The sequence below is a fragment of the Brevibacillus brevis genome (genome assembly GCF_001039275.2).
GTDB classification, from domain to species: domain Bacteria; phylum Bacillota; class Bacilli; order Brevibacillales; family Brevibacillaceae; genus Brevibacillus; species Brevibacillus brevis_C.
Genome location: NZ_CP030117.1, coordinates 806,261 through 832,457, shown reverse-complemented (window position 1 = coordinate 832,457; position 26,197 = coordinate 806,261). Strand labels below are relative to the sequence as shown.

The window sequence follows — 26,197 nt, the reverse complement described above, 5'->3', positions numbered from 1 at the left end:
GGTAAACTTAAAATTTTTATTAAAGTTCAATGGTCATATAGCTTATCCCATGCAGGTACGTTCGTTCCCAAGAACAGAAGAAGCGCTCCATAAAAAAGAAAAAATCCCCCTCTAATGAGGAGGATTTTTTCCTTTAAAATTACGCTTCTTTTGGCAACACAATTCCACGATAAAGCTGAACCGTGATGTAATAGTAAATCGCATAGATCACAACGAAAATCAGCGTTGGAATCCAGATGTTCAGATACGGGTCCAAGAGGATGAACGAGAACATCTCCATACCGATCAATACGTGCATCAGACCGACTATCGCCGGGAAAATGAATACCATAAACAGCTCTTTATAGATCGAACCTACGAGCAACGATTGACGTACGCCGATTTTTCGCAGCATGCTGTAGCGGTCTTTGTCACGGGAAGCACCGGACAAGATTTTGAACATCAGGCAGCTCGCCATCATCGCCAGGAAGGCTATTCCGAGGAAGAAGCCCATGAACATCGTCCCGCTTGTGAAAATATACATGCCCGCATACGTGCTGTATTTGGAAGATGTGTATACGTCTTTCGTTTCCACATTTGTGATAGACCCAATCATTTGCTTTTGACGCTCATCCATTGCTTTTAATTCCTGCGTGTATTTCAAATAGTCGTCTACCTGGGCAAGGAGAACCTTGTGTTCACTTCCAGCGGTTTGCTCATACGTCGCCTGATCCACAACCAGAACAGATTTGCCCTCAATCATCTGGTAGTTGATAAAGTTGGTGAATATCGCTTTGTCCCAATCCTCAGGAATGGCATCGTATTTACCTTTGTCTTCTTTTGACGCACTAACGATATACGTTTCTTTCGGAAGCGGATCTGTCACAAGTTTTGGCTTGTTGTCAGCAGAGTAATTTTGAATGCTGTTCGTGGAAAGCAACAGCGGATTTGCCAGCAAGTCTTCCTTCAAGTAGTAATACGCCTTATCGTCGACTTTGTATCGATACGTATTTTGCTCCATGACGTTCATTTTTTTCAATGCCTGATAATCCGCTTCTACCGGATCATGCAGATTCACGTCATACACATGGAACACCGTGGTAAACAAATTGACGTTTTGCTGGAAGGCCAAGCCCCCTGCCATCGCCCCGACACCAAGCCCGATCAGCATGGCTACTGTACCAAGGATTTTGGTCAGGTTGTTCACCCGAAAGCGCAGTTGAGCAAAGGTGAATGCGTTCAACTTGCTATCATTCAGCTTTTTATTTTTCTTCAAAGCCTGTACAAGAACGGGCAGCAACGAGATGAATATCAAGTACGTCCCGATTGTGCATGAAATAGCGCCTACGATAAAGCCGAGTGCTTGCAGGTACATAATCAAGTGCAGGCATGTATAGCCCAGAGCCAACAGGATAACGCCAAGGATAGCGACCAAAACCGCTCCGATTCCTTTTGACTTGATTTTGTCATTCTGTTGCTCGGCACGGATGAGAGCGAGCTCAGTTGCACGAGCCAAACGAGCCGCATTGATCGTGGATGTGATGATAAACAGGATGAGGAAGAATCCCCATGTCATCCAAATCGCTGGCAGATAAAAAGGATAGTACCCATCCGTGGAAATCTCCAGCAGGTTCATGAGCAAAACGCCAATACCGCTTGCAAGCGCAATACCAACCAGACTACCGATCACCAGGGAAATGATCCCCATCGTCAATGTTTCCAGGAACAAAATCTGACTGATTTTCCCCTTCTTCGCCCCTAGGACCATGTACATTCCGAGCTCTTTGCGCCGTAGCGAGAGTAGAAATGAGTTGGCATAGAAGATATAAAAAATCGTGATAAACGCCAGCAGGAATGCCCCTACATTGAAAACGATCTGAATCGAAGAGATCATCGAGTTGTTTTTCGTGTAATCAGAATTGAGGGCCAGCGTCTGGAACATGTAAAAAATCGAAATGGAGATGACCAGACCCACGAGCAGAACCAGATAGTCCTTCATCATCTTCCGCATACTGGACAAGGATAGCTTGAAAAGCATGAAACGTTACCTCCTAGCGTACATCATGTGATGCACCCAGCTCGGCCAGTACATCCAGAATTTGTTTGAAAAATTGCTGACGATCCCCCGTACGTTGAATCTCGGTGTACAGCTTGCCGTCCTGAATGAACAAGATACGTTTGCAATAACTCGCTGAAAAAGCATCATGTGTAACCATCATGATTGATACTTGGTGGTTCTCGTTCAAATCTGTCATCGTTTCCAGCAAGCTTTTCGCATTCTTCGAGTCGAGGGCGCCTGTCGGTTCGTCCGCCAGCAAAATCGCCGGATCATGCACAAGTGCGCGTGCTGCTGCGGCGCGTTGTTTTTGTCCCCCGGAAATTTGAACCGGATATTTTGGCAAAATCTCTTCGATCCCGAGTGTTTGTGCCACTTTACTTACTTTGTTGCTGATCTCTTTGGAAGGGACACCTTGCAGGGACAGCGGTAATGCAATGTTCTCGTACACGGACAAATTCTCTAGCAGATTGAAATCTTGAAAGATAAAGCCGAGCTTTTGCGAGCGAAAATCTGCGAGCTGGTTACGCTTCATCTGTGTAATGTTCGTTCCCGCAATTTCAATAAAGCCTTCCGTAGGACGATCCAGTGTGGAAATCACGTTAAGCAGAGTCGTTTTACCCGAACCGGATGGCCCCATGATTCCCACGAACTCTCCTTTATCTATGGTCAGCGATACGCCTTTTAAGGCATGCGACTGGCTCTCACCTTTTGTCCCATATATTTTTTGAACGTCTTTTACTTCTAGTACAGCAGTACTCATGCTACGTTCCTCCATTCTATCTATTGGCTAGCGTTCGTTGTTTCCGTCGCTATTAACTGTAACCAAATTCCAGAATAGGAGCTATTGATGTTCCTTACAGTTACCTTTACATTTTGTAAGGTTTATTACGCGAGACGAAGAAAAGCCATCCGACGAGGGATGGCTTCCGTTGTAAGCTATTTTTTACTTTTGTTCTCTTCGTGTCTTTTGATCAGCATATCTACGATCATATCAATTTGTGCTGTGATCGCGATTGGGTCATAGCGATAGAATGTATCGTAGTCGTTGTAGAAAATCTGATTGTTTTTGGCAGCAGAGGTCGCATTCCAGACAGCGGACGCCTGTAAGGTTTTCAAGGCTTCGCTATTTTTTTCCGGATTGTAGAAAGTCACGAACATGTAATCTGCCGCATATTCTGGCAAAGTTTCCATGGACAGTTGTACGGTTTGCTCTTTGGATTTGTCTGCGTGTGGCATTTTCAGCTTCAATGCATTGTACACCGTTTGACCACCGCGGCCTGCGTTGTCACCGAATATCCACAAATCTCCTTTGTTGGTCAGTTCGTAGAGACCGACAGTCGCATTCTCATCCACGATGCCTTTCAGCTTTTCGCGACCCTCGGCTGCCTTCTTGTCAAAGTCTGCGATGAACCTGTCAGCCTTTTCTTTATCGCCAACCACTTCTCCAAACAATTTGACTGTATCGTAAATGTTTGTCGCCGTACCGAAGGGGAGATAAACGGTTGGAGCGATTTTGGACAGGGCTTCATAATTGTCGTCATACATGACGACAATGAGGTCAGGAGCGAGTTCTAATGTTTTCTCCACATTGATCAGCGGGCTACCCACGTCCTGCGCATTTTTTAATTGTTCCACGGTAAACGGGCTTTTGAAAGCTTCCGTCTCTGCACCGACTACATTTCCGCCTACTGCAATCAACTCGCCTGCGTAATAGTCAGTCACAATACGTTGTGGCTTGTCAGGAATTTGAATCGTTCCTTTTGGTGTTTCGATGCGGCGCATTTTGTTCTCAGCAGGGGCTTCTGTTGACTTGTCAGCTAGCTTGGAAGCAGAAGCTGTCGCGGGTGCTGGCGTTGCCGTATTGGCTCCACCGCATGCCGTCAAAAAAAGCGAGAACACAAAAATGACAGCAAGGACAGCTTTTACTGTTTGGTTCGTAGGCATGATGAGCCTCCCTTATGTACGTTTGTAAAATAGATGTAAGTAATACCTTTGTCGACATTGATTATCATTATCGATGAAACTATAACAAAGAGTATTTTTACTGTCAATCGCCCGAGTGGTTTTGGTGCTGTTTACCTTACCATGCATGTATGCTTTGTGTTACTATTTGGAATAAATTTCTTGTCAGGAGTGATCAAATTGTCCATCGAACCACTCTTACTTTCCTTTCCCGAGAGTTTTGAAACGAGTCGTCTACACATCCGCGCTCCCTTGGCCGGAGATGGTCAAATGGTTCACCTGGCACTGACGGAAAGTATAGAAGATTTGCGTCCGTGGATGCCCTGGGCACAAAGTCTTCCCACAGAAGAAAAGTCTGAGGTCAACGTTCGTCAAGCAAGACTGAAATTTTTGGAGCGTTCTGATCTCCGCCTCCATCTGTTCGATAAACACTCTGGTCAGCTAATTGGCTGTAGCGGTCTACACCAGATTGATTGGGATGCAAGAAAATTTGAGATCGGTTATTGGGTTCGCACATCATGTAGGGGACAAGGTTACATTACCGAGGCAGTAGCTGGTATTACGAGCTTTGCGATCCGTGAGCTGCAAGCAAACCGTATCGTCATCCGATGTGATTCTCGAAATATAGCAAGCTCCCGCGTCGCTGAACGGTCAGGATTTATCTTAGAAGGAATCCTTCGAAAAGACGAGCGCAGCATCGATGGTACGTTACGTGACACGATGGTATACGCAAAGGTTCGGGGCATTGATTTTTAATTTTTCCATTTGATAAGCAAAAGAGGCGGATCTTCTCCGCCTCTTTTGCTTGCATTTCTGCTTACTCCTGAATACTCACCTTGCCGCCATCTGCAAGCAGCGTCTGTCCTTTTACCACGACTTTATCTCCATTTGCTAGGCCGGATACTATTTCAATCAACTCGCTTGTCGAGTTACCCGTCGACACCTCCACTTGCTTGGCTGTTTCCCCTTCCAGCTTGAACACGTATTGTCTGCCTTCACGATCAAATACCGCCTTGCGAGGGATAACCAGTGACTTCCCTCCTGCTGAATCTTGCGGGAAGGTAACATTCACGACCATATCGGACTTCAATTCATGGGAAGCATTCGGGATCGTGATTTCTACTGGATAGGCTTTGAGCTGAGAATCCATGACTGGACTAATCGCCGTTACTTTTGCATCAATCGTTTTTCCTGTAGATTGCACGTTTACTTTGACGACTGTTCCTACCTTTACTTTCGTCACATCTGCTTCGGACAAATTCGCTTTGACCACAAGTGGATTCGTTTTGACGACAGTCACGATTGGTTGCTGGCCTGCCATCTGCCCTACTGCTCCGGTCACGCTTGCGACAAATCCGTCGATTGGGGAGACAACCGTTGCATTCGCCAATTGCTCACGAGCATTTTGCAGTCTGACCTCAGACTCCGTTACGCTCGCTGCCGATACTTGCACACCCGTTTTTTGTTTCGCGCTTTGCAGCTTCTGCTTTGCATTGTCATAGGAAATCTGGGCTTTTGTGAGCGTTGTATTTGCCTCATCCATTTTCTCAGCAGCAATCGCTCCCTGCGAAAACAACTGCTGATTACGTTGTTGATTCAGTTTTGCGTCAGCAAGCGCTCGTTCTGCTTCCGTCAAATCATTTTGTGCTTCCACCAAGCCTTGGTCAGAGGTGCTGCCTGCTTGGTTTAAATTCGCTTTTGCCACTCGGAGAGCTGCTTCTTGTTCTCTTACGGTGTTTGACAGCTCATTCTTATCGAGTGTAAACAATAATTGTCCTTTTGTTACGGGCTGACCCAGCTTTACGGGTAGAGACGTTATTTTCCCACCGGTTTTTGGAGACATTTGGACTTCCTCACTCGGTGCCAATTTCGCAGTCAGTCCAGACTCAGATGTGACCACACCTGGTGCCACCGCTGCAACCTGTACAGGGGTAACCGTTTCTGCTGGTTGGGCAGCAGTCGTCGCTGCATCCTCCTGGCTTGCGCAGCCTGTGATCAAGGTGAAGGTGAGTAACGCCACAATCGCGATTCTTTTATTTATGATCATGATGGTTCCTCCTCTTTTCTCATGCATTTGTCGATTCCAACGTGGTAAGGATTTTCTTTTCCTGCTTTTGCTTGCGCTTGTTTCGTCTCTTTTGTCCCATCTCATCAAACCATGCTGTAACCACAGGTACGAGTATGAGTGTGATCATGGTGGAGAAAATCAAACCATACATGACGGTCGTAGCCATTGGCGCTTGCAGCTCTAAACCAGACCCGGCAGCAACGGAGAGTGGTGCAATAGCCATAATCGTCGTGAGGGTTGTCATCATAATCGGACGCAGACGGGCAGGTCCTGCATGTAAAATCGCTTCATGTAACTCCCAACCTTTTGCACGCAACTGATTGATCAAGTCGATTAACACAATTGCATTGTTCACGACCAGACCGATCAGCAAAATGTACCCGATCAAAACAGATACGGTAATAGGTGTGCCTGTAAACAAAAGCCCTAATATGACCCCAGTAAGGCTCGGAGGAACCGAGAACATGATGATAAATGGACTGAAAAGTGATTCAAACTGAGCAGCCATGACCATGTACACAAGCACGACGGACAAGACAATCGCAAGACCCAGATTCACAAAAGAATTTCCCATATCCTCGCTCTGCCCGCCCATTTCGATGGTGTATCCATCCGGAACATTCAGCTTTTTGATGATATTCGTAATTTCCGACGCGGCCGCTTGCAGGTTATCCCCGATCAAATCGCTTGTGACCGTCACTTCACGCGTCATGTTTTTGCGCTCAATCGATGGCGGTACATCGACTTTGCTGATGGTCGCCACGGACGTGAGGCTGATTTGGGCGCCCGTCGGCGTGGAAATACGCAGGTTCTTCAAGTAATTGATATCTTCCTTATAGTCTTCTGGCAGCTTGAGATTGATATCAATTTCATCTTCGCCCGTACGATACTGGGTAACCGTTTGACCTTGGAAAGAAGTTCGCACAGCAGAAAGGATTTCATTTGTTGTCAATCCGTACAAGCTCGCCTTCTCTGTATTGACCTTCACATCGAACTCCTGACTCATTTCCTGAACACTGGTAGATACGTTCATCGTTCCTGGTACCTTGGCTATTTCCCCTTTCACAATCTCGCTCAGTTCCGTTAAGACGTCCAGATCATCTCCGCGAATTTCAATCGAGATGGCTGCTCCGCCCCCCATACCACCGGAAAGGGATTTCACCTTGATATCGGCTCCTGCAATATGCTTGACTTGCTCTTGCAGGCCTACTGCAATTTCCTCTGTCGATCGCTGTCTCGTAGAAATCTCTCCTACGTGCAGTTCGATCGTTGCGTTATGAGAAGTAGATGCACCGCTCTCTGAAATACCGTCGCCACCCCCGACCGAGGACTTGACCAATTTCTTTTCTGGCACTTGATTGACCACTTCTTCTACTTGCTTCATTACTTTTTCAGTTTCCGTCAAGATAGTACCCTTTGGCAGCTTGATCTCTACCTGGATTAATCCTTGGTCCATATCCGGGAAAAATCCTGCGCCAAGAGATGGAACTAGCAATAATGAGCCAATCAGCATGGCAAAAGCAGATCCAATCACCGTTTTCCGATGACCCAATGCCCATTTGAGCACCCTTTGATAGCCTTTTTCCACTTTGTGGAACCCGATATTAAACCAGATCAGTGGATTGATGCCACGATAGTTTTCATGATTCGTATGCTCCGGTATTGTTTTTAACATGCGCGCACTCATCATCGGAACCAACAAAAAGGTGAAAACGAGTGCTGCGATGTGCGAGTATACGACTGTCAATGCCAACGGGGCAAACAGTTCAGCAACAAGACCTTCTGTCAGCGCAATCGGCAAAAATACGCAGATTTGCGCCAATGCGGAAGCCATTACTGCCGTTCCTACTTCTTTGGAACCGATCAATGCCGCTTCCATCATACTCTTGCCCTGCTCCCGTTGACGGAAAATGTTTTCCAGCATAACGACAGCAAAGTCTACTAATGATCCCAATCCGAGCGTGAGACCTGCTAGGGAAATCAGGTTGATAGTTTGACCTGTCATGTACATCAAGAGGAAGGTCGATATGATCGATACAGGCAGGACAATGACAGCAATGAGCATAGATGACAGACTGCCCAAGAAGAAGAACAGCATGAGTACGCCAATGGCACCACCTGCCAAAGCATGTACTACCGTGTTGTCAACGGAGCTCTGAATGTATGTGGAGGTATCGAAAACGATACGTGTTTCTACATTGGGTGGAAGCGTGCTATTAATTTTCTCCAGCTCAGCCTTTACGTCTTTCGCGATTTTAATCGTATTGCCGCCGGTGCCTTTCATCACGGCAATTCCCAAGCTCGGCTTTCCATCAATGTAGCTCAGATTGGTCACTTCTTTGATCGTATCTGTTACGTTGGCAATATCACTCATTCGGATGAAGCTCTCTCCGACAGAGATCGGGGTGAGAGCAACGGTATCCACACTCGTGAACTCACCTTGCACACGAATACTGGTCTTTCCGTCACCTTCCCGTATCGCACCGGCTGATCCGGATATATTGTTGTTTTCTAGAGCTGACTTGATTTGATCCAATGTCAATCCATAAGCTGCTAGTTTGGCTGGGTCCACAATGATGTCCACGATACGCTCTTGCCCACCAGTGACACTTACAGAAGCAACACCGTTAATTCGTTCCAAGCGGGATTTAATCAAATCATCCGCGATTTTTTTCAGTTTGTTGACATCTTGATCGCCAGTTACAGCCAGGTCAATAATCGGCTGGCTTGACGGATCATATTTCAACACCCTTGGTGAACCAGCCGATTCAGGCAAGCTCCCTCGGACCAAATCTACTTTATCTCGCATATTCAGCGTCGCTTGATCCATGTTTGTTCCCCACTTGAAATGGAGGATGACCGAGGAGGAGCCGTTAACAGAAGTGGATGTGATCTTGTCTAAATTCGGAACCGTGCCTAATACATTTTCCATCGGTTTGGTAACCAGCTTTTCTACCTCAGCCGGGGCCGCCCCCTCAACAGATGTCACAACTACCGCAACCGGAGAACTCAATGACGGCATCAGTTCAATAGCCAAGCGCGGAAAGGTAACCAAACCAAAAATGAAGATGGCCACGGATATCATAATCATGGTGACCGGACGTTTAATGGAAAGTTCAGATATATTCAAAATTTCGTCACCCCTTCGTGGATAGAAAGTTCCAACGTATCAACTCAGTTTTTCCTTTTCTAAAATAAGCTCGCGCAAAGAATGGAGAGTTGCTGGCGTGCAACTGATCCCCTCTTGCAGGTTCCTATTCGCAAGTACACGCTCCGTCAATGCTGCCCACACAATTCGCCGATCCGATTTATCACGAAATCTGCGTACCAAGTTCATCTGTTCCAGCCGACTAATTAATCCCGAGGTTGTACTATAGGAAAGATTGATAGCTTTGCTGATCTCACCCATTGTTTTCGGGCTGATCGCGATTTGTTCTAGAATGAGAACTTGTTGCCAGGTGATATCACTTGAATCCAATGCTTGCATGGAAAGCGCGGAAAACACGCTACTCGTTTCCTGTAGAATCTTCGCTAACTGAAACAGTTCGTTCATAAAAGCCTCCCTACCCATTTTTTGGGGACCCTCTCTCGTTCGGGGTGTTCCCCTCCACAAATCACATTTTACTTATGCGATTGGCCCCCGAAGTCTATCGGGTAGTCAAATTATGGAATTCGATTTTATCTATCCAGAGATAGAAGACCGTACACCCGGAGATAGACGACAGCGCATGCTAAAATGAAACTATAATGGGTACGTATTCCAAGAAAGGAGGTTGTTTTCTTGAACGCTTCAACTGCATCTTTACGCTCTCGTTTCCTGCTCATTTGTTTTTTTGTATTGATCTCATTTTTTCTCATTCCAACTGCTTACATGCATGAATCCACCATTCCCTTTATCATCTCTCTGATCATCATCTTCTGCTTCCTGCTGATGTTTCTCAGACCAAAAAGAAACTGGAAACCTTATCAAAAAGACATCGCCATCATCGTGATTGGTACCGTGTCATTTATCAAGGTTCTATATGTAGGGGAAGAGATCGGTTTATCCCTGCCATTGGTAGCTTTTATTGGCTTTCACATTCTTGAACGTCGAGCATTGTACTATGCGATTTTTTTTGGCACATGCTCCTTTTCTTACATGTTTTTTTATAAAGACTATATGTTTGAGGAGGTAATAGGCTATGTCGTGGCCTATATCGGATGGTATATTGGCGCACGAGGATTATCTCTTCAAAATCAAGCAAAGGAATCGAGTCAGCAGCATCTTAAACAATTGCAAAAGGCGCATGTTGAACTCCAGGAAGCTCATTCTGAACTTCAAGAGGCATCTGTGAATACACTTCGTGCCGCTGTCCTCGAGGAGAGGACCAGAATCGCCCGCGATGTTCACGACGCTTTGGGACACAGTCTCACATCCCTGATCGTTCAATTGAATGCTTTGAAATACATGCTGCAAGGTGGACCAAGTGACGCACAGGAGGTTGTCCGTGACATGCTTACGGTATCCAAGCAAAGCCTCGATGATATACGCTCGTCTGTTCATACATTAGCCGCAGACAAATCCTCTCTGGGAATCACACCGCTGCGTATACTCTTATCACGAGCCCAACAGCATACCGACATCAAAATGCAGTTGATCAGTCCCAATCCAGATATTCCCCTCTCGCAGCAGATGACCATTACGCTTTACCGGATTCTCCAAGAAGCGATTACTAATTCCATCCGCCATTCTGATGCAACAGAGATTTTTATCACGATTGAAAAAAAGCAAAACTTTGTTTTCCTCTCCATTTGGGACAATGGGAATATTACGAATCATCATCAAATCAAACCGGGTTTTGGTTTAACAGGTATCGCAGAACAAACGAAGCAATTAAACGGAGAACTTTCCTATTCCATTCGAGCGCCCCACGGCTTTCAAATTGATATCAGTTTTCCGCTTTGATGAGCAAATAGCGATGTAAACGGAGGAATGCCTGCATGGTAAATCAAAATAAAAAAGAGACCATTCGCGTGGTCCTGGTCGATGACCAAACGATGATCCGTCAAGGATTGGGGTATGTCATAAAAATGCAGAAGGATATGGAAGTAAGCGGGGAGGCTTCCAATGGAGAAGAAGCGGTGAAGCTCGTAGGAGAAGTCATTCCTGATGTAGTCTTAATGGATGTACAGATGCCGAACATGTCCGGAATCGAAGCAACCCGAGAAATCACTCGACTCCATCCTTTGATAAAAGTATTAATCCTCACAACCTTTGACACGTACGATTACATCGTAGACGGTATTCGCGCGGGTGCTATCGGCTATATGCTAAAGGATTCCGATTCACAGGATATGCTGGACCTCATTCGCAGGGCCCATCAGGGAGAGGCACTGTTCTACACGGCTACTGCTGCCAAGGCTCTAGCAGAGGCTCTACAGTTTCAACAAAAGAATCACAAGTCTGCCTCTCATTCTGACTCTGATACTGACTCTGTGCTTCCCCCTCTTGTCATGTTAGATCAGTTGACCGATCGAGAGCAGGACGTACTAGAGCAGCTATCCTACGGCAAACGGAACGAGCAAATTGCACAGCACTTGCTCATCTCCGAGGGAACCGTCAAGACGCATATCCATCGGATTTTGCAGAAAATGGGCGTAGAAGATCGTACACAGGCCGTTGCCAAGGCGATCCGGTATAAAATCGTGAAATAAGGAAGGGCTATCCGATTTCCACCTCCAACAACGGCAATACTCTTCCTGGGAACACGGTAGACACGATTTCTCCTACTCGCTTTGCTCCCCTCGACAAGTAAAACGGTTCTGCGTACGGGTCACTATGGATGGTGATGACGGGGATTTCCAGCTTTTGTGCCACCTCCACCATATGCTGCCACAGAGCCTTTCCGTATCCTTTTCCGACTGCTTCCGGTTCCATGAACAAAAAGCCTAATAGCCACTGCTCTTGCTCTGCATCCTTTTCCAGACTCATGAAGCCCTTGATACTGCCCTCATCCTCTAACACATATACCTCGTGTTCCTCGATATGAGCAGGTGATAGCGTCAGGTCGTCGCGACAGGCCTCCATGAATTCATCACTGTATCCCCAATACGCTTTGGAGCGATAGGCTAGCTCGCTCAGTTCGCTTGCTTCTTGTCCTTTTGCTCTGCGGATATTCATATTAATCGTTCCCTTCCTTTGCCACGATATCCGTAAGGCGCTGTTTGATATCCCCTGTACAAACACCACCATGATAGGCAATCACTGTCTCTATGTCGAACGCAAGCAGCTTGCGGATCGATTGCAGGGCAGTCGTTTGATCAGGCGTGAATTCGGGATTGAAAGGCATCAGTACCCCCTCTAGTGCTGTGAGGGCATCTCCTGAAATCAACGTCTTGCTCGGAATATGATACAAAGAGATGTGATCTGGCGAATGACCGGGCGTATAAATCACCTGAATACCTCCACAGTACGGGAGAACGACGCCATCCTGTACGGCATGATCCACTTTTACCGGAGGAGCCAGTAGCCCGCTTTTGATCAAAGGTGTTTCTCCAGCCAGATACGGAATCGCTACTTCGTGAGCAACCACCTGTATGCGTCCTTCCGCTGCTGCTACCATTTCAGGCAAGCTGCCGATATGATCCCGGTCTTGATGAGTAATGATGATTTTCGTCAATTTTTCAAAAGAAATCCCTTCTTGCGCCAGTACGTTCTGAATCAACTCCAATTGTCCAGGGATGCCTGTATCTACAAGAATGGCTTCATTCTCATCCCATAGAACCGCGGTGTGAACGACGAATGGATTGCCTCCTGCGTTCATCTCCAGTTTGATCATTTTGATTCCTTCTGTTTGGGTCAAATCGAACACCTCCAGCATTTGCTCGAATCTGAATCGTATGAATTATTCCTCATAGACAAACAAGAATCCTTTCCCGACCTAATTTGTCAGCAGATGTGTTTGCACAAAAAAATGGTCATCGCAACGGACGACCATTTTTCCCCACTTACTTTGCTTCCTTTTGACGATAGACTTCCTTCCCTTCAACCAAGGTCAGCACGACTTTCGCATCCTTGATTTGCGTGGCTGGAATTTTAAACAAGTTTTTATCGAGCACGATAAGATCTGCCTTCTTGCCGACTTCGATCGAGCCTGTGATATCATCCACGTGGTTGGCGTAAGCACCATCAATCGTGAAGCTGGCGATCATTTCCGCAAGCGTCGCACGCTCGTCTGGGTTGGCAATTTTGCTCGGATCAGTTACACCATCCTCGATTCGCGTAATGCCTTGTTGAATGCCGTGCAAGGGATTGAATTCTGGCGTTACGATGTAGTCAGACGAAGAAGCTACATGCACCCCTTTATTCAAAAAGCTCTTCATCGGGTATTCTTTTTCTGCACGTTCTTTACCCAAGTACGGTACTTCGATCTCTTCGTAGTAGCCCTCTTCCTGCATAAACCAGAACGGCTGCACGATTCCGACTGCACCCAGCTTTTTAAAGCGCTCGATGTCTGTTTCATTGACCAGTTGCAAGTGAACGAGCGAGTGGCGAGCATCGTGCTTGCCATTTTGTTTTTCCGCGAGCTCCATACCGTCCAGTGCAATACGGGTAGAAGCATCCCCAATGGAATGGACGTGCAATTGGAAGCCTGCCTTGTCCACTGCGGCAGCTGTTTGATTGTAAACCTCTTGCTTCCAGATTAATTCTCCGTTTGTTTCTTTATGGACATACGGCTTTTCCAAGTAAGCTGTAGCGCCTTCTACGACACCATCCAAGAAGATTTTAACGGCGTTGACTTGGAATAGCGGGTTTTGATTGCGCTCACGGATTTTTACGAATTCTGAGACCTGCTCAGGTCCTTTTTCCGGATTCGCTGTCAATGCATTGCGGAAGCGGATGGTCAGCTTGTCCTCTTTCGCGAGCTCCTCGTATGCTTCCAATACGTTTGGATAGCGTAGCATATCCGGGTCGCGCACGGTCGTTACGCCGCGTTCAACCGCTTTTTCTTGGTATGCTTCAATTCCGGACTTGTATTGTTGTACGGTGTATCCGCCGATTTTTGACAGTACCAGATCCATTGCACTTTCACGCAACGTTCCAGATGGTTCTCCTGTTTTCGGATCGCGCTCGATAATGCCGCCCTCAGGATTTGGTGTATCCTTCTTGATCCCGGCCAGCTTCAATGCTGCCGAGTTCACCCACAATGAATGTCCATCATCCGAGGTCAACGCGATTGGAGTCGTTGGAACGATTTTATCCAATACTTCCTTGCGCGGACCGATACCAGGCACAACCGGATTGCTCCAGCCACGTCCTTGCAATGTTGGTTCGTTTGGATGTTCTTTTACGAATTTCTCAATGGTTGCAACGTATTCCTCGACAGAGCCTCCGTCAAACAAATCAATGGAGTAAATGAGTCCCGTCGTTTTGCTCGCATGCGTATGGCTATCGATAAAGCCTGGCAATACCATTTGGCCTTTCAGATCGATAACTTTCGTATCCTTGCCGATATGTGCTTTCGCATATTCATCTGCGCCGACAAAGACGATTTCATCACCGCGAATGGCCACTGCCTCTGCCCAGCTGTTCTTCATGTCCACTGTGTAGACCGCGCCGTTGGTTAGCACGACATCTGCTGGCTGTTTCGTCTCCTGCGCGGCAAAAGCAGACATCGGGCTCATCAGCGCTGTGGCGAGCAATGCGCTGGTTAACTTTTTCCCAAACACGTTAAAATCCCACCTATCTATTTATCTAAGATGAAAAGAATGCCAAAACTGATTGTAGCATCGCAACTCTGAAAATTCCATGAAATCCGGTCGAAAATTAGTATTTTTTCCCGATTTATGACGAAATTCATCACATAATGACCACCTGAATTGGTCAAATTGGTAAAAGGTTAATTTGACTTCGATAGATGAGGCATTGTATACTCGTAAATGTTTTAGTGGGTAAACATTTAACTCTATATATAATTAAGCAATGAAAACAGGAGAGGGTACCATGCAAAGCCAAGTCAATTTTGAAGAACTGTATATACAGCTCCAACGAAAAGTTTCAGCTGAGTCACACAAGCGTCTGGACCCACTCGTATCAGGATCACAAGCCATGCTTTTGCGAATTCTAGATATGAACGGTCCGCAGAAGGCATCTTCTATTGCAGAACGTATGAACATTACCCCCGGAGCTGTTACGAGTCTTGCTGATAAATTGATTGCTTGCGGCTACGCCACGAGAAATCGTGACAGTACGGATCGCCGCGTCGTGCAACTGGACATAACCGATGAAGGAAGAGAAATCCTGCGGCAATACAAAATCATCGTGAGAAATACCATTGAACAGTTTTTTGCAGGCGTATCTGATGAAGACAAGCAACACTTAGTCCGCATCTATCACCAGGTTTTGAAGAATATCGAGCAACAAAGAGAGGAGCATCAAGATTGCAACAATTGACAGAGAAAAAGAAAGTGACGATTATGATCGCGATTATTACGGCTATGTTTTTCGCCGCGATCAACCAGACCATTATCGGTGTTGCCATGCCGCGTATTATCTCAAAGCTGGGTGGCATGGATTACTATTCGTGGGCGATTACGATTTATTTGCTGACCTCAACCGTTGCTTCTGTGCTGGTTGGGAAGCTCTCCGATATATATGGAAGAAAACCGTTTATTTTAACGGGTATCGCGTTGTTTAGTATCGGAGCCTTGTTGTCCGGGTTTTCTACCGATATTTTTCAACTGATTACGTATCGTGGCATTCAAGGGGCGGGTGCCGGGATCATCATGTCCACTGCTTTTACCGCCATGGGTGATCTGTACGAACCTCGCGAGCGCGCAAAATGGGGCGGAATCATGAGTGCCGTCTTCGGCGTATCCAGTGTGCTCGGTCCTCTGATGGGCGGCTATATCGTTGACCATCTCGACTGGCACTGGGTGTTCTGGATCTTCTTGCCGATTGGCGTGATTGCCTTTCTGTTGATCATGATTCACTTCCCAAAAGTACCGAAGCAAGAAGGAGAGTCTGTCGACTACTTCGGCTCGCTGTTCCTGACGCTCACCATCGTACCGATGCTGCTCGCCTTCTCATGGGCAGGTAATGGCCCGGGTAAATACGCTTGGGGCTCGTGGCAAATTATTGGTTTGTTTGCCGTCACAATCATTGCGTTGATCGTGTTTATTATGATTGAGATGAAAGTAAAGACTCCCGTGCTTCCGCTGGGTCTTTTCAAAAACAGTATTTTTACTGTCTCCAATCTGGTTGGATTCTTCCTCAACGCGGGGATGATGGGCGCTATCATTTATGTGCCGTTCTTTGTCCAAGGGGTCAAAGGCATCTCTCCGACAATGGCCGGTTATGTGGCGATGCCGATGTCGATTGCCATGCTCGCGACCTCCGCACTCGCCGGACAAATCATGACCAAGACGGGAAAATATAAAAAGATGGCGTTGGGCGGACTTTCCGTCATGGCTTTGGGCATGGTGCTGATGTATTTCATGTCCCCAGCTACACCGATTTACTTGCTCGTGATCTACATGATCATTCTCGGTTTGGGGATCGGAATTGCGATGCCGGTCTTCTCTTTGACCGTGCAAAATGCAGTTGCACCACAGCAATTGGGTGTCGCTACAGCAACGTCGCAGCTTTTCCGCAACCTCGGTGGGACCATTGGAATTGCTGTCATGGGAACCGTCATGAGTGGCAGCATGTCTGCAAAAATGACGCAACTGTCAGGAGCCATGGGTCAAGCGAACAATCCCGCAGCAGCAGACCCTGCTCTGGCAGAGAAGCTGGCGCTCTTTACGAATCCGCAAAATTTGTTGGATCAGCCGAAAATTGAAGCCACGCTGGCTAGTCTGCCACCGGATTTGCAGCCGCTGTTTACTCACATGCTGGATATGATCCGGGAAGCGATGAGCTATGGGATTACGACTACGTTTTTGACTGGGGCGATTGTAGCGGGAATCGCTGTCATCATCGCGCTGTTCCTGAAGGAAATCCCATTGCGTAGTGGGAAGATGGGACAGAAGCAGGAGGGCGAAGTAGAAAAGGCTTAATAGGAAAAGGAAGAGGGCACTTGTCCTCTTCCTTTTTTTCATGGTGTATGGATTTGCTGTATGAGCCACTTTCTCGCTTCCTCTCCTGCAAGAAGGTCTGGCTGCTCGACGGTACCGATATTTATGCTTTTGATAAAAGCTTCTTCTATACCTGTTACCCCTTTTAGTTGTGCTCCTTGAAACAATACTTCTTGGAACGAGGAAACACTGATATCTGCACCTTCCAAATTGGCATCACGAAAGTCGGCTTGAGAAAAGAGAGAGTTCACTAGCTTTGCATGCCTTAAGTCTGCTCGGGCAAACACAGTTTCGAAGCAAGAGCTTTTGACGAAGGTCGCCCGTTGCAAATTGGCACCTGTAAAATCTGCATAGTCTGCCTCGCTTTTGGTGAAAATCGCATTTTCCAAATTCGCTGATCGAAAGGTAGAGGAATACAAATGTGCCGCATAAAAATCTTTGTCCTTCAAATTCATCCCGTCAAAAGTACTGGCGATCAAACGTGATTCGACCAGACGATACTCCGTTACGTCTATGGAGCGAAAGTCTTCTTCATCCACGAAGAACCTCACTCCCTCTTTCCCAAGCGAATCAGTCCATTGTTGATGCAAATCTAATTGCTTGATTATATCGACCTTCATGAAAACCCCCGCCTTATCCGATAAACAAAATGGCTTCTTTTCGTTGGAAAGCTTGCGGCAATTTTTCCTGAATCCAATCTATTCCTTCTACTAGCTTCATTCTATCCTCTTCATGAGTCAAATGATGAGCTGCCCACGCAATCGGCACGAAAAGCTGCTCTCCCGTTCATTTTGTGCTTCGAGTATGAATGCACAGATCGACATGCTACAGCTCTGCTCTTCCCGTTCGGATCGCATAGGCATAGTCTCTGCGCCCGTTTTCCTCTGCTTTTCTGGCTGCCTGCTCGAAATCATACGGGACCAATACGTGCTCGACTAGCCAAGCGCTGCCTTGTTGTTTTACCGTGACGTACTTGGCATGGGGCGTCTTCGATTCCATCGAATGCGGGTACGGCGCTTCCTCAAAATACGCTGGCAGCCCGACACTCCCCGGGTTTACCACGAGCTTGCCATCTGGGAGCCATACGGATTTGGGCACATGCGAATGTCCGCAAAAAATGACTTTTTGCTGGATACCTGTCAGCTCGATCATCAACGCGTTTGGGCTTTTCTCGTCAATGCCATATGGAGCCACACTCTCCAATAAATACACATCATCGGCAAAAGGAGTTCCATGGCAAAACAAAAGCTCATCTTTGGTCCATTGCTTTTGGAATGACCCAATCCAACTGAGAATTTCTGGTGTAAGCAACGGTTTTACGTATTTGAAAGTAATGGACTCCATTTGCTCTTCCAGTAAATATCTGTCACAATTACCCATGATGTGGATGATCGTAGATCGCTCCATTAAGAGCTCTGCCGTTTTGATCGGATCAAGCGGTCCAAATAAAGTGTCGCCTAAATTCACAATGGTTTGAATACCGCGGGAATCAATGTCGTGCAGCACTGCTTCCAATGCATAGGCGTTGCTGTGTATGTCGGAGATCACCGCGATGGAATGGTTGTTTTGGCTCAAGGTCATATACTCCTTTACGAAATTCGAAGCATCTGTGCTTATAGTATTACTGCAAATTTATGTAGATTTCCTGCTCCATTTAAGTGATGGCGGCATACGTGATAGATCAAGAGGATGCCCTTCTAGCAAACGAAGAGAGGCATCCTCTTCCTATGTCATTTTCAAATTTTATGAAAAAGTTTAAGAGGGGGGCACCCTCGTTTTCGTCTATAGTAGTGAACACCAAAAAGGAAAGCTGCGCAGCACCTTTTTGCAAGGAGGTAACAAACATGCAGGACGATCGAGAGGTCATTGCGGAGGTTCTTCAAGGAAATAAAGAGGCTTATGCTCTGATCGTCAATAAATACAAAGGAAAAATCGCTTCGATTCTTGGGCGCACGCTCCACCACTCCCATGATGCCGAAGACATGGTGCAGGAGGTTTTTATCAAGGCATACTACAGTTTGTCAGATTATAAACCCAACTACTCCTTCTCTGCCTGGCTGTATCGAATCGCGATCAATCGCGGGATTGACGAGCTGCGGAAACGAAAGCGGATGCCTTCCGTAACAGAGATGGATGTCGAGGTCAGAGACGAATGTCCGATCCCGGAGGAAGATTATCTGGAAAAAGAACAGCGTCATGCTTTGCGACAGCAGATGATGACACTGGACAAGAACCACAGGACGATTCTCGATTTGCATTATCTCCAGCATTTAAGCTACAGGGAGATCGGCAACAAACTATCTTTGTCCGTAGATACTGTCAGAATGCGCCTTTCCTATGCCAGGAAAAAGCTGCGAGACCAGCTAAGCAAGCCGGAGAAAAAAGGGGGTACCCCGCTTTGAATTGCCTTACGCAAAGACAGCTGATCGCCTACATGGAAGATCGTTTATCACCAGTGAACAAACGAAATGTCGAAAGTCATCTCGATCATTGCACACACTGCCAGCACCAGCTAGAGCAATGGATCGATGAGCTGCACCAAACAGAAGAAACGATGTGGGAAGATTCCCTCTCAGCAAATATGGATCAAAAGATTATTCAGATGCTCTCCCCTCATCCTGTGAGAGTATTGAACCCTGTAACCCCTTCACATCAACCACCTGCGTGGAAACAAAGGAGTATCACGATCATGAAAAGAATGACGCTTGCCGCCGCTGCATTCACCATCGTCGTATCGGGAGGTATGCTCGTCTCCCCGACCTTTGCTAGTTATGTCCAGGCTGCTTTTATGAACAGCCCGATTGGTAAGGCTGATCCTGTAGCACCTGTGAGCAATAGTATTCTTCAAAAGTCCGGGGACCCTGGTATTGAGCAAGCAGCCAAAAAAGGTTTCGCTCAAACCGTGAATGTAAGTGCGACCGACCAAGGTATCACTTTTGAGGTGAAGGAAGTAATGGCTGATCCTCTGCGCATTAGCATAGCTGCTATTGTAAAAGACAAGAATGGCAAACCGATGGACAGTTTTTTGACCGAAATGATCAGAAGAGATAACAAGGAGCAAGTCATTACAATCAAAGACAAACAAGGGAACGTACTGAAACCCGTTGAATCGTCTGCAAATGAAGACACTCGCAAACCAAATGAAGATTGGCACAATGTTATGAATGTAGATACTGGTTACATGTCCTTGGATCGTGATCTGCGCGGCTACTTTGATGATATCAGTGAAATTCCGGACGAGCTGATTGTAGAGTTCAACCTTAAACAATTGGACGACATCAAAGGTAACTGGAAGTTGTCCGTACCTGTTGACATGAAAAAGGCAAAGGCCGCGACGAAGACACATGAAATCAACAAAACATACACGACTCCGCAAGGACTCAAGCTGGACGTAAAACAGATGACGTTTGCACCGAGTGGGGTGGAAATGGTCATAGATCGCTCGACTACGGATAACCAGCGAAAAGAATACAGCTACGTGTTAGTCAATGAAAAGGGCACAGTCGTCGCCGCTTGGGATTCCAAGGCTGTCATCCGTGAAGCCAACAAACAAAACAATGTCATCCCGTATTTGAAATGGGATCACAGCCGCTCTACTGAAAATGGAACAAGAGACTTCCACTACTTCCAACCAATCGACGCAAGCCAAAGCCTTACCTTCAAGCTGGGGTCTGTCTATACAGAGGAAACCGCTAAGTTGAACGCGAAGTTGGACGTCAATCGCCTCGAAAAGAAAGAAGTTATCACAGCGGATGACCAGGGAGATCAGTTTACTTTCAAAAAATATCAAAAGGATCCAAACGCAGTCGTTGATTTTGAAGGCTATGACGGCCATCACCGCGTGAACGACGATGGGACTACCACGAAATTGGAAGGCTACGACCTGACATTCGAGGCAACTCTCTCTCCAGATACTGCCGCTATGGGTCCCTATCAATACTGGACCATTACAGACGAGACCGGGAAAAAATACGAAGACCCCGACTACTTAATCGATAAGACTGAGTATGAAAATGGCCGGGCGATTTTTGGAGGTACGATCTTCTTAGAAAACCTCACAACCCTGCCTAAGCAACTGATTATTACTTCCGAGAAACGAATGGTTGAACACAAAAATGTAGAGTGGGAAGTACCGATTTACGCCGAAAAATAAGAGACTCACTCATACGCAAAAGGCTGATGGTACCCTTCGTACCGCCAGCCTTTCTTTTTATGAGATATATTCCTGCTGCAAAATCCCCATGTGCACGAGATCATGCCATTTTCCCTCTCGAAACAAAAACTGCCGCGAGATCCCCTCTTGCTTGAATCCGAGCCTTTCATACAGCTTTATGGCCTTTTCGTTAAAGGAAAAGACGCGCAGCGATACCCGATGCAGATTCATTTCCAAAAAAGCATAATCCAGCAGCAGCTTCAGCGCTTCTCCTCCATACCCTTTTCCCCAGTATTCCTTCTCTCCAATATCAATGATGCATTCCGCATGGCGGTTTTTCAGGTCGATTTGAATGAGCGAAGTAATCCCGATCGGTCGATTGGTTTGGCTGTCTACGATCATGTAGCTCTTCGAGGAGCTTGCATGCAGGATGACCTGATTCACAAACCCGTTCGTATCGTCCCGGGTAAAGACGTCCATAGACGGACTCGTTGTCCACATGACTTCCACGTCATTTCTCCACGTGTGGTAGACGTCCACATCCTCCCCCGTCATTTTTCTCAGATAGATTCTCTCTGATTGAAACAACATTCTTCCCCCCTCCTTATTGAACCGGTCCGAGCATCGCTCTCAATGAAAACAACAGTGCTTCCATCTGCGCGGGCACCTTCGTTTTCTCTGCGCCCAAATGCGCGGTATCCAGCATCAGTCCATCGATAACCGAGATGAGATAGCGAGCAATCGCCTCAGGTGGTAGTTGTGGCTTGAACTCACCTGTCGCCGTCCCATGCGCGAAGAAAGCTATCAACACATCGACCATTTTTTCATAGCGAGTCGTGATGTATGGATAGCTCTGTTGCTTTTGCTGGTCTTTCAGTGACAGGAAAAACTCTGAGTTGGCTTGGGACAGTGTTTGTTCGATGTTCTCGATCTCAACCTGCTGTTTGTAGACCCATTTGGTGATTTGATTCCAGGACGTTTCGCCAGCAATTGGTGTGAAAAACTGTACATCCTGTTGATCCTCGAATTGCAGCAGCTCCAAATATAAGTGCTCCAGGTTGTCGAAGTAAGCGTACAAGGCTCCCCGCGATACACCAGCCTCGTCCATGACGTCTTGCATGGTAGCCCGTGTATAGCCTTTTGTGATGAACACACGTTTCGCCGCTTGCAGCAATTCGGTTTTCTTTTTGGTTTTGTATTCGTCGCTTACTTTTGGGGCCATCGGGTTTGGGTTAACCTCCTTTGTACAAAATATACATAGATGTCGTTTTTGTTGGTGAGACCATTATAAACGACACTGATGTCGTTTTTCAACTCCTCATGATTTCTTTCAACGGGAATAGCCGCATGTCCAATCATTGGAAAAATCATGGCATATCCTGTGTTAGATTGTCATGAAAGGATGGGGCCTTCTTGAAAAGAAAAAAATCGAAGGGGTTCAGGAAAGTCAACGGACGCTTCGTACACTATGGCACTTATCAGGATTATCGCAGAGACCTAGCCAATCGTCTTCGAGAAGAATGTGAGCGGCTGAATCCAAATGATCCGAGTGGAGCTAATTGTTGTTACCTTTGTGCTAGATGTGCCATCTATGGTAATCGCTATGGTGACTATGACTGTAACGCCTGTAATTCTTATGAATGTAGAGGCGGGTAAACGGCGTTCCGAGGTATAGGAAACGCGAGAAAGCACCCTGCTTCACCAGTAACAGTGATCCAGGGTGCTAAAATAACAAGCCTGTTCTATTGCGTCCGATCCGGTATAACAAACGACACCGTCGTTCCTTCACCCAGCTTACTCGTGATGCGCAAGCCCTTCCCGTACATTTGCGTCAGTCTCCGATTCGTGTTGGACACTCCGATTCCGCCTCTCTCCTGCTTTGATAAATCGAGAATTTGTCGCACAGTCGCTTCCTCCATCCCGATACCGTCATCCTTCACCTCAAAAAGAGTGGCGTTCTTTTGCCGGACGATGCGGATATGGAGAGTTCCTCCCTCTATTCGGGTAAAAAGACCATGGTTGATTGCATTCTCAACCAGCGGCTGAATGGTTAGTGGCGGGATGAGAAGATCGATATCAGGCTCGACCTCCCACACGATCTGTATCCGCTCGCCAAATCGTTCCTTTTCAATGTAAAGATAGGCTTGGACGAGCTCCAGCTCATGGGAGAGTGCAACTTGTTTTCCTGTATTCAAAAAGTCAAAGCTGATATGCAAGAAGGCGGTAAACGCATCCCCGAGTTTACGCATCTTCTCCGTATCAATATCGCTCAATGCCATAATCGAGCTAAGTGTGTTGAACAAGAAGTGCGGGTGAATCTGCGCCTGCAAATAGGCAGCCTCCATGCGAAGTCGTTCATCGACTGTTTGCTTGAGCGTCGTCAACGACCAAACGCGATATTTCAGCTCCATGCCATCGACTGGTTTGCAGACATAGTCATTCGCACCAGACAAATATCCGGTGTATACATCCTCAGACTGGCTGCGCGCCGTTAAGAGCAAGATCGGAAGCTCGGAAACAGAGAAATGCTCCCTGACCTTTTGCGTCAACTCGTAGCCCGACATATGCGGCATCATGACATCGATGATAAGCAAATCCCACTGCTCTGTAAAAAGCAGATCGAGTGCGTCTCTTGGCGATGTACACGTGGTGATTTGGTAATGCGAGGATGAGAGCATTCGATCCAGCACCCTTAGGTTAACCGGGTCGTCATCGATCGCTAATATGTTCGCCTTTCTGTCAACAGTTGCATGCGCAGCCGTTTGCTGGAAAGCCAATATATCTGGAGCTTCACTTTGCCCTATCTGATTGGTAGCCATCACTTGATTGTTCTTATCTATCTGCTCCACATATTGGCTCTCGGCTGCTTTCATCTCATCTGTACTAACCACGGGCAGCCAGAAGCTAAATACCGAGCCTTTGCCCGGTTCAGAGTCGACTCTCAGCTCGCTATCATGCAGCTCTACCAACTGTGTACAAATAGCAAGACCGAGGCCGATTCCTCCTCCATCGTTCGTTGCTTGTGCTCCCTGTTCATACGGCAAAAATATACGTGCCTTGGTATGCTCATCCATCCCGATCCCTGTATCGGATACATAGATCGCCACCTGTCCTTCCACGATCTCAGCAGAAACGATGACCGATCCTTCTTCCGTGAATTTCAGTGCATTGTGAACAAGATTGAACAGAATCTGGACTAGCCGCTTCTCATCTGCCAAGATTGGCGGGATGGATTCCGGTATGTCCATTTTCAGTTGAACAGGCTTGCCCTCTACCATATAGGTGAGCATGCTGATGATGCCGGAAACTACCGATTGAATATGCAACGGCTTCTTCTGCAACACGATATGCTTGTCCTGCAATCGCACGACATCTAGCAAATCGTCCAGTAAATGCGCCATTCTGCGACTGATCGTAATTAAGAGCTCCATATCCTGTGTGCTGCGACCACCCATGGCATGCTTTTCATTGTTGACGACAGTCTGGGCGATATTCATGATGCCGTGCAATGGCGTCCTCAGTTCATGCGAGGTATGGGCGAGAAACTGGTCTTTGAGCTTGTCCGCTTCTTTTAATTGCTCCGTTAGCTTTGCCTTTTCCTCTGCATTGCGAAAGAATCGCTTGAACCAATAGGCAGAGAAGCTGACAAGAGCAGCAATCAGGTCGAGCGGATAAAACACGTACTTGATATCGATGATTTGATATTCCATGATTGCGGACCATATGACATTGGAAAAAATACTCGTTGCAGCAATGAGCCAGAATACAGCATCATGCTTGTTTTGGATGAGCATGCGGCTGATTCTGAAAATAAACAATAGCAACGGGCCGAAATAAATAATGACTAAAAATGGCGTTCCAGCTAATATATACACCCATTGTGCCGTTCCCAGCACGATGACTGCCGAATAAAGACTGAGCACGGAAAAATACGCCCTAAACGGCCTAGAGTTTTCTTTCTCCCCCTGATCAGATAGACTTCTCACCAATAAAATCATCAGCAAAGGCTGCCATATGTAGGCGAGCACTTCTACCTTGATCGACCATGTATAATCGATCGGGATCCAAAGTAACAGTAGATTGTCATAATCCGACACAACTTTTATCCCCACGCAGGAAAGCAACAGCAAAAACACGAGAAACTCTTTGTAGCGGGCATTCAACACATACAGGATGCCGGCATACAAGCCATGAAGCAACAAGATGAGGAAGGTTGCCATCTGGAAGCCGATAGAATACCAACGTTCGGTGTCAATAGCTGCCTGCGACCCGAAGTAAATCGATCTGATGATGCCCCCTTCGATTGGATTATGGTAGTTGGCCGTTCGGACAAGCACTTCAATGACCTTTGCATCACCTGCATTGTATGTAACCGTGAAGGATGCCTTCTGCGGCGTGTACGCTTCCGCTGTTGTCGCAGGCACTCCAACTCTGGCTAAGATCTCTCCGTTAACCTCTACAGTAGAAGATGCCTCCACTTGCGGAACCCATAAGGTGTATGGCTGATTTAGTGGTTGATCGACCAAGATCCGTAAACGGTATGTTCCATAGCCATACGGTGACGGAGAGTCCCTGGAAAAAGCGCTGCTCCAATCGCCAGGCACTTGAACGTATTGCCGCTCGTCATTGGATGATTGTTTGAATTCTTCATGCGTGACGAACGAATTAGGCAAAAACTCCCATTCCCCATCCAGTGAAATGGACGGGGAATTTTCGAAGTCCCACCCGCGCATATCAAGAACCCCTTGAACTACAGGCGGACGCTCTGGAAACGTATGAAACGAAAACCAGAACATCCGAAGACCTAGGAGAAATGCTAAAAACAAGAGAAGAATCAAAAGATACTTACTTATGAGTGCTTTTGAATGACTCCGATTATGGTTGCTTCGCTTTGTCATAGTATGCATCTTTCGACACACTT

At 46.8% G+C, this 26,197-nt stretch carries 22 protein-coding genes; 7 read left to right on the top strand and 15 right to left on the bottom strand.

The features are described from left to right. Nucleotides 1–139: 139 nt before the first annotated feature. From AB432_RS04385 to AB432_RS04375, 3 genes are all read right to left on the bottom strand, one after another. Nucleotides 140–2,017 (bottom strand): FtsX-like permease family protein, encoded by a 1,878-nt coding sequence (locus AB432_RS04385; RefSeq protein WP_048031204.1) that lies wholly within the window; start codon nt 2,015–2,017, stop codon nt 140–142. Between the two features lie 13 nt (nt 2,018–2,030). Next, nucleotides 2,031–2,798 (bottom strand): ABC transporter ATP-binding protein, encoded by a 768-nt coding sequence (locus AB432_RS04380; RefSeq protein ID WP_048031203.1) that lies wholly within the window; start codon nt 2,796–2,798, stop codon nt 2,031–2,033. 176 nt (nt 2,799–2,974) lie between these two features. Continuing rightward, nucleotides 2,975–3,982, bottom strand: a complete 1,008-nt coding sequence (locus tag AB432_RS04375) for an ABC transporter substrate-binding protein (RefSeq protein WP_048031202.1) — start codon at nt 3,980–3,982, stop codon at nt 2,975–2,977. Between the two features lie 198 nt (nt 3,983–4,180). Between AB432_RS04375 and AB432_RS04370 the strand changes: the two genes are divergently transcribed. Continuing rightward, nucleotides 4,181–4,756: a GNAT family N-acetyltransferase gene (locus AB432_RS04370; protein WP_048031201.1), complete on the top strand. Its 576-nt coding sequence runs from the start codon at nt 4,181–4,183 to the stop codon at nt 4,754–4,756. Between the two features lie 61 nt (nt 4,757–4,817). Here AB432_RS04370 and AB432_RS04365 read toward each other — a convergent pair whose 3' ends face one another. The 3 genes from AB432_RS04365 to AB432_RS04355 are packed head-to-tail and all read right to left on the bottom strand — an operon-like array spanning nt 4,818 to nt 9,621. Beyond that, nucleotides 4,818–6,047 (bottom strand): efflux RND transporter periplasmic adaptor subunit, encoded by a 1,230-nt coding sequence (locus AB432_RS04365; RefSeq protein ID WP_048031200.1) that lies wholly within the window; start codon nt 6,045–6,047, stop codon nt 4,818–4,820. A gap of 19 nt (nt 6,048–6,066) precedes the next feature. After that, the gene (locus AB432_RS04360; RefSeq protein WP_048031199.1) at nt 6,067–9,198 is read right to left on the bottom strand and encodes an efflux RND transporter permease subunit; all 3,132 of its coding nucleotides are present in this window, start codon (nt 9,196–9,198) and stop codon (nt 6,067–6,069) included. 39 nt (nt 9,199–9,237) lie between these two features. After that, complete coding sequence (locus AB432_RS04355; RefSeq protein WP_048031198.1) at nt 9,238–9,621, bottom strand: MarR family winged helix-turn-helix transcriptional regulator; 384 nt, start codon at nt 9,619–9,621, stop codon at nt 9,238–9,240. A 228-nt stretch (nt 9,622–9,849) separates the two neighbouring features. Between AB432_RS04355 and AB432_RS04350 the strand changes: the two genes are divergently transcribed. Both AB432_RS04350 and AB432_RS04345 read left to right on the top strand, forming a co-directional pair. Further along, the gene (locus AB432_RS04350) at nt 9,850–11,013 is read left to right on the top strand and encodes a sensor histidine kinase (protein ID WP_048031197.1); all 1,164 of its coding nucleotides are present in this window, start codon (nt 9,850–9,852) and stop codon (nt 11,011–11,013) included. 35 nt (nt 11,014–11,048) lie between these two features. Next, entirely contained in the window at nt 11,049–11,762 is a 714-nt protein-coding gene (locus AB432_RS04345) for a response regulator transcription factor (protein WP_048031196.1), read from the top strand. Between the two features lie 7 nt (nt 11,763–11,769). On the opposite strand, the gene AB432_RS04340 is transcribed toward AB432_RS04345, so the two are convergent. From AB432_RS04340 to AB432_RS04330, 3 genes are all read right to left on the bottom strand, one after another. Beyond that, entirely contained in the window at nt 11,770–12,228 is a 459-nt protein-coding gene (locus AB432_RS04340) for a GNAT family N-acetyltransferase (protein WP_048031195.1), read from the bottom strand. Between the two features lies 1 nt (nt 12,229). Then, nucleotides 12,230–12,910, bottom strand: coding sequence for an MBL fold metallo-hydrolase (locus AB432_RS04335; protein ID WP_048031194.1), 681 nt, complete (start codon nt 12,908–12,910; stop codon nt 12,230–12,232). 145 nt (nt 12,911–13,055) lie between these two features. Then, nucleotides 13,056–14,777, bottom strand: coding sequence for an amidohydrolase (locus tag AB432_RS04330; RefSeq protein WP_048031193.1), 1,722 nt, complete (start codon nt 14,775–14,777; stop codon nt 13,056–13,058). A 274-nt stretch (nt 14,778–15,051) separates the two neighbouring features. On the opposite strand from AB432_RS04330, the gene AB432_RS04325 reads away from it, so the two are divergent. Continuing rightward, complete coding sequence (locus AB432_RS04325) at nt 15,052–15,501, top strand: MarR family winged helix-turn-helix transcriptional regulator (protein WP_235617612.1); 450 nt, start codon at nt 15,052–15,054, stop codon at nt 15,499–15,501. Continuing rightward, complete coding sequence (locus tag AB432_RS04320) at nt 15,489–17,105, top strand: MDR family MFS transporter (RefSeq protein WP_048031191.1); 1,617 nt, start codon at nt 15,489–15,491, stop codon at nt 17,103–17,105. The genes AB432_RS04325 and AB432_RS04320 overlap by 13 nt, the downstream gene beginning before the upstream one ends. A 38-nt stretch (nt 17,106–17,143) precedes the next feature. Here the strand turns inward: AB432_RS04320 and AB432_RS04315 are convergent, their stop codons facing one another. The 3 genes from AB432_RS04315 to AB432_RS04310 are packed head-to-tail and all read right to left on the bottom strand — an operon-like array spanning nt 17,144 to nt 18,704. Beyond that, entirely contained in the window at nt 17,144–17,743 is a 600-nt protein-coding gene (locus AB432_RS04315) for a pentapeptide repeat-containing protein (protein ID WP_048031190.1), read from the bottom strand. A gap of 13 nt (nt 17,744–17,756) precedes the next feature. Beyond that, nucleotides 17,757–17,891, bottom strand: coding sequence for a hypothetical protein (locus AB432_RS31260; RefSeq protein WP_268811846.1), 135 nt, complete (start codon nt 17,889–17,891; stop codon nt 17,757–17,759). 57 nt (nt 17,892–17,948) lie between these two features. Beyond that, nucleotides 17,949–18,704, bottom strand: coding sequence for a metallophosphoesterase family protein (locus tag AB432_RS04310; protein WP_048031189.1), 756 nt, complete (start codon nt 18,702–18,704; stop codon nt 17,949–17,951). Between the two features lie 263 nt (nt 18,705–18,967). Between AB432_RS04310 and AB432_RS04305 the strand changes: the two genes are divergently transcribed. Both AB432_RS04305 and AB432_RS04300 read left to right on the top strand, forming a co-directional pair. Next, the gene (locus AB432_RS04305; RefSeq protein ID WP_048031188.1) at nt 18,968–19,525 is read left to right on the top strand and encodes an RNA polymerase sigma factor; all 558 of its coding nucleotides are present in this window, start codon (nt 18,968–18,970) and stop codon (nt 19,523–19,525) included. A 32-nt stretch (nt 19,526–19,557) separates the two neighbouring features. Beyond that, a complete protein-coding gene (locus tag AB432_RS04300) occupies nt 19,558–21,276 on the top strand; it encodes a DUF4179 domain-containing protein (RefSeq protein WP_235617611.1) in 1,719 nt (572 codons plus the stop codon). Between the two features lie 57 nt (nt 21,277–21,333). Here AB432_RS04300 and AB432_RS04295 read toward each other — a convergent pair whose 3' ends face one another. The 3 genes from AB432_RS04295 to AB432_RS04285 all read right to left on the bottom strand — a co-directional run bounded on the left by AB432_RS04295 (nt 21,334) and on the right by AB432_RS04285 (nt 26,183). Continuing rightward, a complete protein-coding gene (locus AB432_RS04295; protein ID WP_048031186.1) occupies nt 21,334–21,867 on the bottom strand; it encodes a GNAT family N-acetyltransferase in 534 nt (177 codons plus the stop codon). A gap of 13 nt (nt 21,868–21,880) precedes the next feature. Further along, nucleotides 21,881–22,498: a TetR/AcrR family transcriptional regulator gene (locus AB432_RS04290; protein WP_048031185.1), complete on the bottom strand. Its 618-nt coding sequence runs from the start codon at nt 22,496–22,498 to the stop codon at nt 21,881–21,883. A 520-nt stretch (nt 22,499–23,018) separates the two neighbouring features. Continuing rightward, nucleotides 23,019–26,183 (bottom strand): hybrid sensor histidine kinase/response regulator, encoded by a 3,165-nt coding sequence (locus AB432_RS04285; RefSeq protein ID WP_048031184.1) that lies wholly within the window; start codon nt 26,181–26,183, stop codon nt 23,019–23,021. Nucleotides 26,184–26,197 lie beyond the last annotated feature (14 nt).

What these genes read in the sequence shown, in the direction of transcription:
- AB432_RS04315 (WP_048031190.1), bottom strand. Translation starts at nt 17,743, where the DNA reads ATGAAGGTCGATATAATCAAGCAATTAGATTTGCATCAACAATGGACT.
- AB432_RS04365 (WP_048031200.1), bottom strand. Translation starts at nt 6,047, where the DNA reads ATGATCATAAATAAAAGAATCGCGATTGTGGCGTTACTCACCTTCACC.
- AB432_RS04385 (WP_048031204.1), bottom strand. Translation starts at nt 2,017, where the DNA reads ATGCTTTTCAAGCTATCCTTGTCCAGTATGCGGAAGATGATGAAGGAC.
- AB432_RS04290 (WP_048031185.1), bottom strand. Translation starts at nt 22,498, where the DNA reads ATGGCCCCAAAAGTAAGCGACGAATACAAAACCAAAAAGAAAACCGAA.
- AB432_RS04300 (WP_235617611.1), top strand. Translation starts at nt 19,558, where the DNA reads ATGGAAGATCGTTTATCACCAGTGAACAAACGAAATGTCGAAAGTCAT.
- AB432_RS04375 (WP_048031202.1), bottom strand. Translation starts at nt 3,982, where the DNA reads ATGCCTACGAACCAAACAGTAAAAGCTGTCCTTGCTGTCATTTTTGTG.
- AB432_RS04340 (WP_048031195.1), bottom strand. Translation starts at nt 12,228, where the DNA reads ATGAATATCCGCAGAGCAAAAGGACAAGAAGCAAGCGAACTGAGCGAG.
- AB432_RS04305 (WP_048031188.1), top strand. Translation starts at nt 18,968, where the DNA reads ATGCAGGACGATCGAGAGGTCATTGCGGAGGTTCTTCAAGGAAATAAA.
- AB432_RS04345 (WP_048031196.1), top strand. Translation starts at nt 11,049, where the DNA reads ATGGTAAATCAAAATAAAAAAGAGACCATTCGCGTGGTCCTGGTCGAT.
- AB432_RS04325 (WP_235617612.1), top strand. Translation starts at nt 15,052, where the DNA reads ATGCAAAGCCAAGTCAATTTTGAAGAACTGTATATACAGCTCCAACGA.
- AB432_RS04310 (WP_048031189.1), bottom strand. Translation starts at nt 18,704, where the DNA reads ATGACCTTGAGCCAAAACAACCATTCCATCGCGGTGATCTCCGACATA.
- AB432_RS04355 (WP_048031198.1), bottom strand. Translation starts at nt 9,621, where the DNA reads ATGAACGAACTGTTTCAGTTAGCGAAGATTCTACAGGAAACGAGTAGC.
- AB432_RS04295 (WP_048031186.1), bottom strand. Translation starts at nt 21,867, where the DNA reads ATGTTGTTTCAATCAGAGAGAATCTATCTGAGAAAAATGACGGGGGAG.
- AB432_RS04285 (WP_048031184.1), bottom strand. Translation starts at nt 26,183, where the DNA reads ATGCATACTATGACAAAGCGAAGCAACCATAATCGGAGTCATTCAAAA.
- AB432_RS04380 (WP_048031203.1), bottom strand. Translation starts at nt 2,798, where the DNA reads ATGAGTACTGCTGTACTAGAAGTAAAAGACGTTCAAAAAATATATGGG.